The sequence below is a fragment of the Methylopila musalis genome, from assembly GCF_042679725.1.
GTDB lineage: Bacteria > Pseudomonadota > Alphaproteobacteria > Rhizobiales > Methylopilaceae > Methylopila > Methylopila musalis.
In genome coordinates, this window is record NZ_JBHTMX010000005.1 from 47,265 (window position 1) to 63,260 (window position 15,996).

A 15,996-nucleotide genomic window follows, 5' to 3' on the forward strand; every position below is an offset into this window, starting at 1 on the left:
GCCATGTCCCGCTTCTTCATCGAACGCCCCATCTTCGCGTGGGTGCTGGCGATCGTGGTCATGCTCGCCGGTCTTCTGGCGATCTGGTCGCTGCCGATCTCGCAGTATCCGGAGATCGCGCCGACGACGGTGCGCGTCACCGCGACCTATTCCGGCGCCGACGCCGAGACGATCGAGAACTCGGTCACCAAGGTGATCGAGCAGGGCATGACCGGGATCGACAACCTGGACTCCATGTCCTCCACGTCCACCTGGACGGGCACGGCCCAGATCACGCTCACGTTCACCACCGCCGCCGACCCCGACGTCGCGCAGATGCAGGTGCAGAACAAGCTGAACCTGGTCGAGTCCCAGCTTCCGCAGGCGGTGCGCGACAACGGGCTCACGGTCACGAAATCCACCGGCGGCTTCCTGCTGGTGGTGGCCTTCGTCTCCCGGGACGGGCGGCTCAGCTCGGTCGACCTCGCCGACTACATCGACTCCACGCTCAACGACACGATCAAGCGCGTGGAGGGCGTCGGCGACACCCAGATCTTCGGATCGGGCTACGCCATGCGGATCTGGCTCGATCCCGCCAAGCTGCAAAAGTACGCGCTGATGCCGAGCGACGTGACCGCGGCGATCGAGGCGCAGAACACCCAGGTCTCCGCCGGGCAACTGGGCGGCTTGCCCCAGGCGCGCGGCCAGAAGCTCAACGCCACCATCACCGCCAAGAGCCGGCTGCAGACGCCCCAGCAGTTCGAGAACATCATTCTCAAAAGCGAGTCCGGCGGCTCGGTCGTCCGTCTGAACGACGTCGCGACCGTCGAGCTCGGGGCCGAGGACTACACCACCAACGCGTCCTTCAACGGGCTGAACACGGCCGGCCTCGCCATCAACCTCGCCACCGGAGCGAACGCGCTCGACACGGCGGAGGGCGTGAAGGCGACCATCGAACGGCTCAAGGCCACGTTCCCGGACGGCGTCGAGGTCCACTACGCCTACGACACCACGCCGTTCGTGCGGCTGTCGATCGAGTCCGTGGTGCACACCCTGATCGAGGCGGTGGTGCTGGTGTTCGTGGTGATGCTGGTGTTCCTGCAGAACCTTCGGGCCACCCTGATCCCGACGCTCGCGGTGCCCGTGGTGCTGCTGGGCACCTTCGGCGTGCTGGCGCTGTTCGGCTACTCCATCAACACGCTGACGATGTTCGCGATGGTTCTGGCGATCGGCCTGCTGGTCGACGACGCCATCGTCGTGGTCGAGAACGTCGAGCGCGTGATGGATGAGGAAGGCCTCTCGCCCAAGGAGGCGACCGTCAAGTCCATGGGCGAGATCACCGGCGCGCTGGTGGGCATCGCGCTGGTTCTGTCGGCCGTGTTCGTGCCGATGGCGTTCTTCTCCGGCTCGGTCGGAGTGATCTATCGCCAGTTCTCCGTGACCATCGTCACCGCCATGGCGCTGTCGGCGCTGGTCGCGCTGATCCTCACGCCGGCCCTGTGCGCCACCATGCTCAAGGCCCGCGGCCACGGGGAGCGGAAGGGGCTCGCCCGCTGGTTCAACCGCAGCTTCGACCGCCTGGCCTCGGGCTATCAGAGCGGGGTGCGCGTCCTGCTGCGCCGCATGGCGTTCGGGCTCGTCGCCTTTCTCGTCGTCGGCGTCGCCACGGGCTGGCTGTTCCTGCGGCTGCCGAGCTCGTTCCTGCCGGAGGAGGATCAGGGCCTGCTGATCACCGCCGTGCAGATGCCGTCCGGCGCCACCGAGGACCGCACCCGCAAGGCGCTCGACCAGGTGACGGAGCACTACCTCACCAACGAGAAGGACGCCGTGGACAGCGTGTTCTCCAGCGTCGGCTTCGGGTTCGGCGGCTCGGGGCAGAACGTCGGCATCGCCTTCGTGCGCCTGAAGGACTTCGCTCTCCGGACGGACGAGAACCTGTCCGCCTCGGCCGTCGCCAGCCGGGCGCGCGCGGCGTTCGCCTCCATTCGCGACGGTCAGGTGTTCGCTCTTGCGCCGCCGGCGATCCAGGGCTTCGGCAACAACGCCGGGTTCAGCTTCTACCTTCAGGACATCAACGGCGCCGGGCATCAGGCGCTGATCGCCACGCGCGACCGGCTGATCGCCGAAGCCGCCAGGCGCAGCGACGTCCTGTCCGGCGTCCGGCCCAACGGCATGGAGGACACGCCGCAATACGCCGTGGAGATCGATTCCGAGAAGGCGAGCGCCTACGACCTCGATCTGGCGGACATCGACACCACCCTCTCCACCGCCTGGGGCGGGGCCTACGTCAACGACTTCATCGATCGCGGCCGCGTCAAGACGGTGCGCGTCCAGTCCGACGCCCGCTTCCGCATGCAGCCGGAGCACATGAACCTCTGGTATGTGCGCAACTCCAACGGCGAGATGGTGCCGTTCTCCGCGTTCGCCACCGGCGCATGGAGCTTCGGGTCGCCGCGGCTGGAGCGTTACAACGGCTCCTCGGCGGTCGAGATCCAGGGCTCCGCGGCGTCCGGCGTGAGCTCCGGCGACGCCATGGACGAGATCGACCGCATCATGGCGGACCTGCCCGCCGGCTACGCGCACGAATGGTCCGGCCTGTCGCATCAGGAGAAGATCTCCGGCAATCAGGCGGCGGCGCTCTACGCCATCTCGCTGCTGGTCGTGTTCCTGTGCCTCGCCGCGCTCTACGAGAGCTGGTCCGTGCCCTTCGCCGTGATGCTGACGGTGCCGGTCGGCGTGCTCGGCGCGCTCGCCGCGGCGACGCTGTTCGGCCAGTCCAACGACGTCTATTTCAAGGTCGGCCTGCTCACCACGATCGGGCTTGCGGCCAAGAACGCCATCCTGATCGTCGAGTTCGCCATCGAGCGTCAGGCCGCGGGCCTGAGCCTCGGCGAGGCGACGCTCGAGGCCGCGCGCCAGCGGCTGCGCCCCATCCTCATGACGTCCTTCGCCTTCATTCTGGGCGTGACGCCGCTTGCGATCGCGAGCGGCGCGGGCGCCGGGGCGCAGAACGCGATCGGCGTCGGCGTCATGGGCGGCATGATCGCTTCGACCGTCCTCGGCGTGTTCTTCGCGCCGCTTCTCTACGTGGCCGTGCGGCGGGTGTTCCCCGGCGCGAAGGCGGCCGCCACTGTCCAGGCCTCGGGGGCTGACCGATGACTGTCTCAACGATGCGCGCGGGCCGGTCGACGGTCGCGGCGGCTCTCGCCCTCACGCTCGCCGGCTGCGCCGTCGGCCCCGACTACCGGCCGCCGTCGCTCGCGCTTCCGGCGCGCTACGGGGCCGAGCCCGCGACCCAGCGCCCGGCCCGCCCGCAGCTCGCCGAATGGTGGCGCAATCTGAACGACCCCCTTCTGAACACGCTGATCGAGGAGGCGGTCGCCGGCAATCTGGACGTGGCGTCCGCCAAGGCCGCGATCCGCGAGGCCCGCGCCTCCAGGCGGCAGGCGCAGGGCGGCCTGTTCCCAACGCTGGACGGCGGCGCCGCCGGCTCCCGCACGAAGACGCCATCGAGCCAGAGCGCCGGCGGCGGATCCTCGCTCACCACCACCCTCCAGGCCGGCTTCGACGCCAGCTGGGAGCCGGACCTGTTCGGAGGAACCCGCCGCGAGGTAGAGGCGGCCGTCTACGGCGAACAGGCGGCCGAGGAGGAGCTGCGCTCCACGTTGCTGACCCTGATCGGCGACGTGGCGCAGAACTACGTGGAGGCGCGCGGCTATCAGGCGCGCGCGGCGCTCGCCCGGCGCACCGCGGCCTCCCAGCGGGAGACCGCCCAGCTCACCCGCCAGAAGTTCGAAGCCGGCTCCTCCTCCGCCGTGGACGTCTCCAACGCCAACGGCCTCGCCGCGGCGACCTCGGCGGAGATCCCGTCGCTGGAAGCCTCCTTCGCCGAGGCCGTCCATCGCCTCAGCGTGCTGACCGGCCGCCCGCCGACCGCGCTCGCGCCGCGGCTCGCCGCCGTCCGGCCGATCCCCAGTCCGCGCGGCCTGCCGGCGGCGGGCGTGCCCGCCGACGTGCTGCTGACGCGTCCCGACGTGCGCCTCGCCGAGCGCCGGCTCGCCCAGTACACCGCCAAGATCGGACAGGCGGAGGCCGCGCTCTATCCGAGCGTCAGCCTCACGGGCTCCATCTCCACCACCAGCGCCCGGATCGGCGATCTGGCGAAGAGGTCCACGATCGGCTGGTCGTGGGGGCCGTCGGTCAACGTGCCGCTGTTCGAGGGCGGCGCGCTGCGGGCGGCGGTGGACGTGGCGAAGGCCCAGCGCGATCAGTATTTCGTCGCCTTCCGGGCGTCCGTGCTGACCGCGCTCGAGGACGTCGAGAACGCCATCGTCTCGCTCCGCAAGGAGCGGGAGCGCGCCGGCCGCCTCGCGACCTCCGCCGCGGCCTACCGGGAGGCGACCCGGCTCTCGCGGGAGCTCTACCGCGCGGGCACGTCCGATTTCCTCGACGTGCTGGACGCCGAGCGCTCGCTCTACACCGCCGAGGACTCGCTGCTGCAGAGCCGCGTCAACTCCGCCACCGACTACGTGGCGCTGCAGAAGGCGCTCGGCGGCGGCTGGGGCCGGCCGGTCGACCCGTCGCGCCCCGACGTGGTCGACGGAGCCGGCGGGCCGCGGCTCGCCGCCTCCCGGCGATAAGCGCGCGACGACGACCTGAAGGCCTGACATGACATCCGACCTTTCGGCGGCCCGGCCGCCGGCGCGGTTCGTCCGCCTGATCGCGGCGCTGGCGGCGCTCGCCGCTTTCGCGCCGTTCGCGACCGACATGTATCTCGCAAGCTTCCCGGACATCGCCGCGAGCTTCGGGGCCACGCTCGGCGACGCCCAGCTCAGCCTGTCGATCTTCTTCTTCGGCCTCGCCGTCGGGCAGATCGCCTACGGCCCGCTGATCGACAGCTTCGGACGCAAGGGTCCGCTCTGCGCGGGCGTGGCGACGTTCGCCGCCGCGAGCGCGCTCGCCCTGTTCGCGCCGAACATGCCGAGCTTCATCGCGCTGCGGTTCCTGCAGGCGCTCGGAGGCTGCGCCGGCATGGTGATCGGCCGGGCGATCATCGGCGACCTGTTCGTCGAGCGCGACGCCGCCCGCGCGCTGTCTTTTCTCATGCTGGTGCAGGGCCTTGGGCCCATCCTCGCGCCGATCCTCGGGGGCTATGTGGCGGCCGCCGGCGGATGGCGCGCGGTGTTCGTCTTTCTCACCGCGTTCGGCCTGCTCTGCCTCGCGCTCGCATGGCGGCTCGTTCCGGAGACCCTGCCGCCGGCGGAGCGCCGGCGCCTGCGGTTCGCCGACACGCTGCGGACCTTCGGATCCCTGCTGCGGCGACGCGCCTTCGCCGCGCCGACGCTTGCGGGCGGCCTGAGCTTCGCCTGCATGTTCGCCTTCATCACCGGCTCGTCCGAGGCCTATATGGAGATCCACGGCGTCAGCGAACGCAGCTATGGCTGGCTGTTCGCGCTCAACGCCTGCGGAATGGTGGCGGCCGCCGCGGTGAACGGCGCGCTGCTCAGGGTCGCGTCGCCGGCCCGCATCGTCACGGCGGCCCTTGCGCTCGGCGCGCTCGGCGGCGCCGCTCTTGCGGCCTTCGGCGCCATCGCTCCGCTGCCGGCGCTGGTCGCGATGCTCTGGCTGACGATCGCCGCCACGCCCATCGTCGGCGCGAACACGATGGCGATCGCGCTCGGACAGGCGGGCGACCACCGCGGAGCCGCCTCGGCTCTGATCGGCGTCACGCAATTCGCCCTCGCCGGCCTCGTCAGCGCCGTCGTCGGGGCGTTCCACAACGGCACGGTCTATCCGATGACCGTCGCGATTTTCGTGTGCGGCCTCGCCGCGCTCGCCGTCTGGCTTCTGGGAGGGCGCAGCCGTGGCTAAGGCGCGCAAAAGTGGGCGGCGCTGGGCCGTCGTGGTTCTGGCGCTGGCGCTGGCCGGCGGCGGATGGTTGTTCTGGACGCGCGCCTCGGACGCGCCGGTCGCGACCGTCATGACCTCGCCGGTTTCGCGCGCGGACATCGACGAGACGGTGCTCGCCTCCGGCGTGGTCAAGCCGGTCGAGCTAGTGGCGGTGGGCGCGCAGGCCTCGGGACGGCTCGTGACGCTGCACGCGACCGTCGGGCAGGCCATGAAGCGCGGAGACCTGATCGCCGAGATCGACTCGCTCACGCAGCAGAACGCGCTCAAGACCGCCCAGGCCTCCGTCGCAAACGTCAAGGCGCAGAAGACCGAGCGCGAAGCAACTCTCGCCTACGCCGAATCCGCGCTGAAGCGGCAGGAGAACACGCTCGCCCTGCGCGCCAGCTCCCGCGACGAGTACGAATCCGCCCTCTCCACGGTGCGGACCACCCGGGCGCAGATCGAGGCGCTGGACGCCCAGATCGCCGAGGCGGAGGTGGCCGTCGCCACCGCGGAGGTCAATCTCGGATACGCCCGCGTGACCGCGCCGATCGACGGCGTGGTGCTGGCCGTCGTCACCCAGCAGGGCCAGACGGTCAACGCCGCGCAGTCCGCGCCGACCATCGTCATTCTCGGCCGCACCGACGTGATGCGCGTGCGCGCCGAGATTTCGGAGGTGGACGTCACCCGGGTCCGCGCGGGGCAGAGCGTCTACTTCACCGTGCTCGGAGACCCCGACCGCCGCTACGAGGCCAGGCTCGCCTTCATCGAGCCGGCGCCGGAGTCCATCACCTCCGATTCCAGCTTCTCGTCGTCGTCGTCCGTGTCGTCGTCCTCGTCGGCGTCGTCCTCCTCCGAGGCGATCTACTACAACGGCGTGTTCGACGTGCCGAACCCCGAGGGACGCCTTCTGACCTACATGACGGCGCAGGTGCGCATCGTCATCCGGGAGGCGAGAGGCGTGCTGGCGGCGCCCACGGCCGCGCTGACGGACCGCAGCGCCGGGGACGTCTACGCCGTGCGCGTCCAGACGGCGTCGGGCGCGCTGGAGCGGCGCCGGGTGCGCGTCGGCGCGCGCGACGAGGCCAACGCCGAGGTGCTGGAAGGCCTTACCGAAGGCGAGCGGGTCGTCACCGGAGAGGCCTCCGCCACGTCCACGTCCGGGCGCCGGCCCGGCCCGCCCCCGATGATGTGAGGCGGTGGCGATGGCCGAGCCCCTGATCCAGATCCGCGACCTGCGCAAGGACTATCCGTCGGGCGACGGCGTGCTGACCGTCCTGCGCGACGTCAGCCTCACGATCGAGGCCGGCGAGATGGTCGCCATCATGGGCGCGTCCGGCTCGGGCAAATCGACGCTCATGAACATTCTCGGCCTGCTCGACCGGCCGACGGCGGGCAGCTACCGCGTCGACGGCCGCGAGACCGCGCGGCTCGCGCCCGACGAGGCCGCGGAGCTCCGGCGCGAACGCTTCGGCTTCATCTTCCAGCGCTACCACCTGCTGCCCGATCTGACGGCGTCGGAGAACGTGGAGATCCCTGCGATCTACGCCGGCGCGGGCCGGGAGGAGCGGCAGGCGCGCGCCCATGACCTGCTCGCCGGGCTCGGCCTCGCCGAGCGCGCGGACCACCGCCCGCGCGAGCTGTCCGGCGGCCAGCAGCAGCGCGCCTCGATCGCGCGCGCGCTGATGAACGGCGGCGAGATCATCCTGGCGGACGAGCCCACCAGCGCGCTCGACAGCGTCAGCGGCGCGCAGGTGCTGCAGATTCTGGAGGACCTGAACGCGCAAGGCCGCACGGTCGTGATCGTCACCCACGACCGGGCGGTGGCGGAGCGCGCCCGGCGCATCATCGAGTTCCGCGACGGCGTCGTGATCTCGGACAGCGGACGGAGCGCGACCCCGGCCCGCGCGCCGGGCGCGCCGCGCGACGAGCCCCGGCGCGCCAGCCGCTTCGGCTCGCTCGCCGACCGCTTGCGCGAGTCCTTCGCCATGGCGCTGCGCTCCATGAACGCCCACCGCATGCGGGCGCTGCTCACCATGCTCGGGATCATCATCGGCGTGGCCTCGGTGGTCTCCGTGGTCGCGCTCGGGCAGGGCTCCACCCAACGCGTGCTGTCCGACATCTCCAGCCTCGGCACCAACACGCTCGAGATCTTCCCCGGCCGCAGCTTCGGCGACGTGCGCTCCTCGCGCATCCAGACCCTGGTGGTCGCGGACGCGGACGCGCTCGCGCGCCAGCCCTACGTCGCGGGCGTGACGCCGACGGTCTCCACCAGCAAGCCCACCCGCTTCGGCGACGTGGAGGCGAGCGCGCTCGTGAACGGGGTCGGCGACCAGTATTTCACGGTGCGCGGGGTGAAGCTCGCGGAAGGGCGGCTGTTCGACGCCTGGAGCGTCCGGCGGCGCGATCTGGACGTCGTCATCGACGAGAACACCCGCAAGACGCTGTTCAAGGGCTTCTCCGGCAGCCCGGTCGGGCAGATCATCCTGATCGGCACGACGCCGGCGCGCGTCATCGGCGTGACGCAGCCGCAGCAGGGCGGCTTCGGCTCAAGCTCCAACCTGTCGCTCTACCTGCCCTACACCACGGTGCAGGCGCGGTTCCTGGGCTCGAGCTCGCTGCGCAGCATCACCGTGCGCGTGGCGGAGGACGCCACCCCGGCCATCGCCGAACAGGCCGTCACCGCGCTGCTGGAGCAACGCCACGGCGCGCAGGACTTCTTCGTCCTCAACACCGACGACATCCGCCAGACCATCACCAGCGCCACCAACACGCTGGCGCTGCTGATCGCGGCGATCGCGGTGATCTCGCTGATCGTCGGCGGCATCGGGGTGATGAACATCATGCTGGTCTCGGTCTCCGAGCGCACCAGCGAGATCGGCGTCCGCATCGCGGTCGGGGCGCGCCGCTCCGACATCATGCGGCAGTTCCTGATCGAGGCCGTGCTGGTCTGCCTCTTGGGCGGCCTCGCCGGCGTCGGGCTGGCGCTCGCCTTCGGCGTCGGGGCCACGGCGCTCGGGTCGAGCTACGCCTTCGTCTACTCCTGGACCTCGATCGTCGCCGCCTGCGTGAGTTCGAGCGTGATCGGCATCGTCTTCGGCTTCGTCCCCGCCCGCAACGCCGCCCGTCTCGACCCCGTAGCGGCGCTCAGCCGTGAGTAAAGTGACGGCGTCGCGCGTCGAGACGCGAGCCGCGTGTCTCGCTGGAGACCTTGGCAGGCCGAGCAGGATCGCCGGACAGGCGGCGCGAAGGTTCCTGCCCGCAGGGATCCGCGCGAGGGTTTCCCGCCGCGCGGCTTCGTGATCTCCGCCTGCTGTGGCGAAGCTCTGACCTCATGCTGGTTGAAAGGCCGCAGCCGCCTCCACGCCCACTATCTCGGCGGCCCCAAGGCTGTCCCGAACATCGGAAGCCGTGATCGAGCGCTGTCGCGACAACCTCAATGACGGGCTCAGGCCGGGGCCGATTAGAGGACTGCGCGGCCTGATCGTCGTCGAGGTATCGGCTGATGACGCCGGCGTCTTAGAAATCGAACTGGGCCGACAGCAGCAGCGTCCGCGGGCTCCCGAGCGACAGCAGTCCAACCCCGGTCGAGGACCAGTAGTCCTTGCCGAAGACGTTCACGACATTGGCGCGCAGCGTGACGGGCTTGCCCCAGGAGCCCTCGAAACTGTAGCGCAGACCTGCGTCGAAGCGCGTCCAGGCCGGAATGCTGTAGTCGTTGTTGTTGTCGTAATACTGCTTCGACGTATGGATCACGCGGCCCGTCACCGTCAGCCCGTCGAGCAGCGACGGCGGCAGATCGTATTCGCCATAGAGGTTGAGCGCGAAGCTCGGGACCGCCGGCGCGACATTGCCGTCGGCGACGCCCGTCGCGGTGTCCTGCAGCTTGCCGCGGATGAACGAGACGCCGCCCGTCAGCCTGAGGCCGGGCATGGGCTCGCCGAACAGGTTGACCTCGACGCCCCGGTTCCGCTTGAAGCCGTCCGCCGCGAAGGCTCCTGCGACGAAGCCGGCGTTTGGCCGCTTGATGTCGAACAGAGCGAGGGAGGCGCCGAAGCTGCCGAAATCGTACTTTACGCCGATTTCTTTTTGCTTCGCCACGAGCGGCGGAAGCGAAGGACCGGGAAGCGCGCCGGCGGGGGCCGCCGGCGAAATCAGCGCCTCGACATAGTTGCCGTAGACGGAGAGGCGTTCCAGCGGCTTCACCACCAGGGCGACGGCGGGCGTGAACTCGGACTCCCGGTATTTCGAGGCGAGCTCGCCGTAATTCGCGCCGCCCGGCCGGAAATTGTAGTTCTTCGCTGCGAGTTCCTGGAAACGACCGCCGAGCGTCAACGAGACGCGATCGTCGAGGATCGACATCGTGTCGGCGATGCCGACGCTGCGGTACTCCTGCGAGTTGAAGCGGGCTCCGTTCGGATCGTCCGTGTAGTCCGGAACCGTCACGCCGCCGGGATTGTCGAGGCTGCCGGAGCCTCCGGGAAGGAACTGCAGCGCCTTCGGGAACTCGGTCTTGGTCCAGAAGCCCGCCGCCGAAATGCTGGCTTCGTGTTTGACCGGGCCCGTGTCGAACCGCGTCCGCACGCCGACATCGGCCGCGTAGGTCCGGTAGTCGGTGACGCGCCGCACGAACAGATTGCTGAACTCACCGGTCTCCGAGGTGATCGTCTTGTAGCTTGCGAAGGCGTTTTCGGACGTGTCGGCCACGCCGAAGCCGGCGAAGACCGTCGTGTTCTCCGTCAGATCGTACTCGAAGCGGGTCGCGCCCATCAGCGTCTTCATGCGCTGGAATTCGTCGGGGTGACCGAGGTTCCTGGACAGTTTCGGCGCGTCCGGGATCTTGTCGGTCGGGTTGGTCGGGAACCACTCGATGAAGGTCCGATTCCGGTCGTAATCGGTGTCCTGATAGGCGAGGTCGAACGACCAGCGGGCGCGGTCGCCGCGATAGTCGAGGCCGATCGAGCCGAAGCCGAGATCGAGCTTCTCCTTGTCGACCGAGGTCTCGCCGCGCTGCAGGACGCCGTTCAGGCGCACGCCCCATTCGCCGTTCGCGCCGAACCGGCGGCCGACGTCGACGGCGGTTCCGAACGTGCCCTTCGAATGGAAGAACGGCGTGATCCGGGTCAGCGGCTCGTCGGCTGCGCGCTTCGGGATCAGGTTGATGGCGCCGCCGACGCCGCCGTTCGGGGCGCCGCCGTTGACCAGCGTGCTCGGGCCTTTCAGCACCTCGACGCGTTCGATGTTGTAGAGCGGCGGCCGGCGGATGTCGGTGACGCCGAAAAGGCCGTCGAAGCCGACGTCGAGCGGATAGAGTTCGAAGCCGCGGACATAGAGCGTCGAGCCCGGCGCGTCGCTGAGCGACGAGGCGGCGCGCACCGAGGGGTCGTTCTCGATGACGTCGATCAGCCCCTGCGCCTGCTGGTCGCGGATCAGCTTGTCGGTGTAGCCCGCGATGTTGAACGGCGTGTCGAACACCGAGCGGTTGCCCAGCATGCCGAGCCGCGCGCCGGAGCCGACCTGCCCGCCGGCGTAAGGCGCCGGCGGGCGGCCGACCACGCCGGTCGGGGGCGGAGCGCCGGCCTCGGCGCCGCGTCCCTCGACATTGATCTCGTCCAGCGTCGTCGCGCTCTCGGACGTGGTGTCGAGACGAACGAAACGCGGATCGACCAGCGTAATCGTGGCGTCGCCCGCCGGCAGATAGGTGAGCCCCGTACCCGCCAGAACCCGGCTGAGCGCTTCGGTCGGCCGGAAGTCGCCGTCGACGCCCCGCGTGTTCCGGGCCTCGGCCATATCGGTCGGATAGGCGAGCTTCAGGCCCGTCTGCTTCGACAGGGCGTTGAGCGCCGCCTCGAGCGGTCCGGCCGCAACGAAGACACGCATGGGAGCGGTCGGGACGCCCTCGGGCGCGTTGCGGGCGACCGCGCGGGGAAGCGTGTCGGCGGCGGCCTGATTTTCCGCCGCAAACGCGTGCCCCGTCGCCAGCAGCGACAGACCCGCCGCTGCGCCAAGCCGCCATGCGTCACGCATTTCGCGCGCCATTTTGAAGCTCCCGCTCATTCCGGAATGGGCCATCGCGCCGTCAGCCGTCTGGTCCCTGATCGGATAGACAGACGAAGGCCCGCGCTCCTGACGTCGCGCCCGAAAGAAATTCGCCCTCAGGAGCCCGGCCGGATCAGCACCAGGAACGGGGTCACGCGGGTGACGCTGAGCCGCATGCTCGCGGCCAGCACGTCGAGCGCGTCGTCGGTGTCGCGGATGTCGAGCGTTCCGCTGAAACGCTGGTTCGCGAGAGCGCCGTCCAGCACCACGATCCGCCCGGAACGGTAGCGATCGAGCTCCGCGACGACGCGGGACAGCGGCTGTCCGGACACGACCAGCCTGCCGTCCAGCCACGCCATCGCCTCGGCGACGTCGGCCTTCTCGATCCGAGGCGCACGGCCCCCGATCGCGGACGCGACCTCGCCGGCCCCGATCTCCACCGCGCCGTCCGACGTCGACACCTCGACGCGGCCCTCGGCGACGCCGACCGGAGCGTCACCGTCGGCGCGCACGAAGAAACGGGTGCCGACGGCGCGCGCGCTGACGCCATGCGCGCGGACCACGAACGGGCGTCGCGGGTCGGGCGTCACGTCGAACACCGCCTCGCCGCGCAGGAGTTCGACGCCGCGCTCCTGCGGCGTGAACCGCACGGCGAGAGCGGTGTCGGTGTTGAGGTCGGCCCGGCTGCCGTCGTCGAGCGTCACGGTCTCGAAGCCGCCGACGCCGGTCCAGGCGTCGGCCTGAAGGCGGTCGATCAGCCCGTGCCGATCGGCGAGCAGTCCAGCGAGCCCGATGACGGCGATGACCGCGAGCCCTTTGGGAAGTCGGCTCCCGCGTCGGCGCGGATCGGGCGCGCGCCCCATCGTGCGCCGCCATTCGTCCATCTCGGCGTAAGCGTCGGCATGCGCGGGATCGGCCGCGCGCCACGCCTCGAACGCCTGACGGTCCTCAGGGCTCGCATCCGCCGAAGAGAGCCGCGCGACCCAAAGCGCGGCCTGTTCGTAGACCGGATCGTCCTCGTCCTCAGGAGGATCCGGAGGCGTGCCTTGGGTCATGATCCGTCTCGAAGCGCGGCGAGCGTCAGCTGGTGGGACGTCCCGTCCTCCTGAAGAAGACAGGTGACGCGATCAGGTCCTGACGTCCGGACTTCAGAAAAAGTCGCTGCAGCGGCGGCGGGTGTGAAGCAGCGCCTTCATCAGATGCTTCTCGACCATGTTGCGGCTGACGCCCATTCGGGCTGCGATCTCCCCGTTCGACAGTCCGTCGAATGAACTCAGCAGGAAAGCCTCGCGGCAGCGTGGCGGCAGTTCGTCGATGGCGGCCGCGACGAGCTTGAGCTGCTGGCGCGCGATCACCTGCGCTTCGGTGCGGGCCTGACCGTCGGAGAGTTCTCCCAGCGCGTCGTCCGACAGCGAGCGGAACAGATCCTTCTCGAAACGCCGGCGCCTGCCGAGGTTGATCGCGACATTGCGCGCCACGAAGAACAGGAAGATGCGCGGATGCTCGATCTCGGTTCGGCCAAGCGCCCGGACCAGACGCAGATAGGTCTCCTGCGCGGCGTCGGCGGCGTCCGAAGCGTCGCCCAGCCGTTTGAGCAGGAAGCGCTGGAGCCTGGCGTCCTCGCTTCGATGCAGCGCGTCGATCGCCGCCGCGTCCATAGTCCCGAACCTTTTGGCATCGAGCGGGATTCAGTCCCGCCCGCAACCGGTCCAGAAAAACAAAAATCGAAAACAGATCAACCAAATCAATATCTTATAGGAATTCTAAGCTGCACGGAGGATCGGGCTCTCTCTCAAGAGCGACATCGGTTCCACGCCGCAGGCTCAGGTCGGCCCTACATTAGATGAATTCAAAATTCGGATGTTCTGTCGCGATTTGTGGCGAGATTACAACATTGAGGCAGGTTACGAGCGACCTGCGACCGTCGGGGCCAGCAAGGCCGTGGCGCTCGCGAGCGCGGCCAGCGCCACGAGGGTGAGCGGCACGCTTCCCGCGAGATCCGCGAACGTCCCGGCGAGCGTCGGCGCGAAGGTTCCGGCGAGCAGCAGCAGGGCGTTCAGCAGCGCGAGCTCCGTCGCGGCGCGTTCGCGCGAGGCGATCTGGATCACCGCGGTGAGCCAGAGAGACGCCATCATGGCGAACAGCCCGTACTGCGCCGCCGTCAGCGACAGGCCGACGGGATAGAGCCCCTCGGCGGACGACGCCGCGAAGGCCGCCCAGGCAAGGCAGAGCGCCCCTTGAGCGAAGGCGGCCGCGACCAGCATCGGACCGAGCCCGAACATTCTGGCGAGCTTTCCGCCCGCGAAGGCTCCAAGCGCGGCGGCCGCAGCTCCCGCATAGCCGGTCGCGTAGCTGAGCTGCTCGGAGGTGAACCCCTTGTCGGCGAACACGACCACGCCAAGGGCTGCGGGCGGCGCCATGACGGCCGACAGCGTCGCGACGGAGAGCGCTCGCCGGACGACCCCCGGCCTGTCGCGCATTCCGGAGATCGTCGCGGCGAGCCCGACGGCGTCTTCAGTCGCAGGCTGACGCGACTGCCCCGGCAACCGCCAGAGCGCGACCGCGGACATGAGCGTCGCGCCCGCGAGCGCCCAGAAGGCGCCGGACCATCCGATCATCTCGAAGCGTCCGGAGAGCGCGCCCGCGCCCAGCCAGTTTCCGACCGCGGCGCCGCCGCATCGAACGCCGACCGCGATCGCCACGTCGCTCATCGGCACGCTTTCGCGAATCCACGCGTTGAGCGCGATGTTGCGGGTCGCGAACAGGAACGCGGCGATGAGGCTCGGGAGAAGCGCCGCCATGGGCCCGGCGCGCTCCGGCATGAGCTGAAACGCGAGCGCGGTCCCTGCGAAGGCCAGGCCCGCGGAGACCTGGCAGACGCTCGCCCAGCCGGACCGCCGCCCCAGGCCGAACAGCGACCGCCCGTCGACGAAGGGCGCCCAGAGGAACGCGAAGCCCAGCGGAAGCGCGATCCAGCTCACGGCGGCCGACAACGCCGCTCCGCCGCCTTCGAGGCGCAACTGGAACGGCACGACGGTCAGCAGAAAGCCGAAGAACATCGCGTCAGGAGCGTAGAGCGTCACGATGCGTGCGAGCGTCATGGTGCGGACGCGATCCGCAGCTCCATGAGCGTCCGCCGGCGACATGTTCTCGCGTGGGTCGACCGATGATGTTTCGGCGTCAGTCGTCATTTCGTGGCGATCCGCCCTCGGCTCAGATGCGGCTCATAACAGAATGTCCGGCGACGCGTCACGATGTGGAGACGCCCGGGTGATCGCCTCCGCTTCCCGAAGCGCGGCGGCCAAGCCGAGCGCGCGCATCAGATCGCGCCTCATGGCGGGTACAGCCGGACGTCATATCTCCCGCCTCCCCGCACGAGCGTTTTCAGGCTTCCGTTCTTTGCCGGCTGTCAAACCGTGAGCGGGCCGGAAGCTGAAGCCGGGGCCGGACGGCGGCGCGGCGGGTCAGTGGAAATCCCGGGACGGCGGCAGGATGCGGACGTTGCGGGGGTGTCCGGACACGCCGCGCGGCGGCGGGGGCGCGGCGATGGGGGCGCGCCCGTCCGGCGGGCCGGCGTCGTCGGACAGCCGGCGCAGGTCGGCCGTGCGGTCGAACGCACGGTCGACCATGAGATGGACGACGTTTTCCGGGCTTTTCTGAAGCCGCCCCTCCACCAGCAGCAGGCGGGCGGCCATCACCTCCCGGCGGAAGCGTTCGAACACCCGCGCCCACATCATGACGTTGAGCACGCCGGTCTCGTCCTCGAGCGTGATGAAGACCGCGTTGCCCTTGCCCGGCCGCTGGCGCACCAGAACCACGCCCGCCGCGCGCCGGAAGCCGCCGTCCGGCCCGGCGGCGGCCTCGGCGCAGGCCGCGACGCCCTCCTTGGCGAAGATCGGGCGCAGCACCCCCATGGGATGCCCCTTCAGCGACAGCCGCGTCGACAGATAGTCCGCCTCCACCTGGGCGCCGAGCGTCAGGGTCGGCAGGCGGGCGTCCGGCTCCTCGCCCACGTCGCTCGCCTGCGCGGCCGCGAACAGCGGCAGCGGCTCGGCGTCCGGCAGGCGACGCGCGGCCCAGAGCGCGGCG

General features: G+C 70.1%; 10 protein-coding genes. 5 read left to right on the top strand and 5 right to left on the bottom strand.

Going from position 1 to position 15,996, the window contains the following annotated elements:
• The first annotated feature begins 3 nt into the window (after positions 1–3).
• From ACFQ4O_RS01950 to ACFQ4O_RS01970, 5 genes are read left to right on the top strand one after another with little or no spacing between them, the layout of a single operon-like run.
• Positions 4–3,138: an efflux RND transporter permease subunit gene (locus ACFQ4O_RS01950; RefSeq protein WP_378773949.1), complete on the top strand. Its 3,135-nt coding sequence runs from the start codon at positions 4–6 to the stop codon at positions 3,136–3,138.
• Positions 3,135–4,619, top strand: a complete 1,485-nt coding sequence (locus tag ACFQ4O_RS01955; RefSeq protein ID WP_378773950.1) for an efflux transporter outer membrane subunit — start codon at positions 3,135–3,137, stop codon at positions 4,617–4,619. The genes ACFQ4O_RS01950 and ACFQ4O_RS01955 overlap by 4 nt, the downstream gene beginning before the upstream one ends.
• A 28-nt stretch (positions 4,620–4,647) precedes the next feature.
• The gene (locus ACFQ4O_RS01960; protein ID WP_378773951.1) at positions 4,648–5,850 is read left to right on the top strand and encodes a multidrug effflux MFS transporter; all 1,203 of its coding nucleotides are present in this window, start codon (positions 4,648–4,650) and stop codon (positions 5,848–5,850) included.
• Positions 5,843–7,063, top strand: a complete 1,221-nt coding sequence (locus ACFQ4O_RS01965) for an efflux RND transporter periplasmic adaptor subunit (protein ID WP_378773952.1) — start codon at positions 5,843–5,845, stop codon at positions 7,061–7,063. Before ACFQ4O_RS01960 ends, ACFQ4O_RS01965 begins: the two co-directional genes overlap by 8 nt.
• Before the next feature lie 10 nt (positions 7,064–7,073).
• Entirely contained in the window at positions 7,074–9,029 is a 1,956-nt protein-coding gene (locus ACFQ4O_RS01970; protein ID WP_378773953.1) for a MacB family efflux pump subunit, read from the top strand.
• Positions 9,030–9,387: 358 nt separating this feature from the next.
• Here ACFQ4O_RS01970 and ACFQ4O_RS01975 read toward each other — a convergent pair whose 3' ends face one another.
• The 5 genes from ACFQ4O_RS01975 to ACFQ4O_RS01995 all read right to left on the bottom strand — a co-directional run.
• Positions 9,388–11,895 (bottom strand): TonB-dependent siderophore receptor, encoded by a 2,508-nt coding sequence (locus ACFQ4O_RS01975; protein ID WP_378773954.1) that lies wholly within the window; start codon positions 11,893–11,895, stop codon positions 9,388–9,390.
• Between the two features lie 128 nt (positions 11,896–12,023).
• The gene (locus ACFQ4O_RS01980; protein ID WP_378773955.1) at positions 12,024–12,962 is read right to left on the bottom strand and encodes a FecR family protein; all 939 of its coding nucleotides are present in this window, start codon (positions 12,960–12,962) and stop codon (positions 12,024–12,026) included.
• Between the two features lie 93 nt (positions 12,963–13,055).
• Complete coding sequence (locus ACFQ4O_RS01985; RefSeq protein WP_378773957.1) at positions 13,056–13,565, bottom strand: RNA polymerase sigma factor; 510 nt, start codon at positions 13,563–13,565, stop codon at positions 13,056–13,058.
• Positions 13,566–13,811: 246 nt separating this feature from the next.
• Complete coding sequence (locus tag ACFQ4O_RS01990; RefSeq protein WP_378773958.1) at positions 13,812–15,008, bottom strand: hypothetical protein; 1,197 nt, start codon at positions 15,006–15,008, stop codon at positions 13,812–13,814.
• 363 nt (positions 15,009–15,371) lie between these two features.
• A partial coding sequence (locus ACFQ4O_RS01995; protein WP_378773959.1) for an OB-fold nucleic acid binding domain-containing protein occupies positions 15,372–15,996 on the bottom strand: 625 nt, incomplete at its 5' end.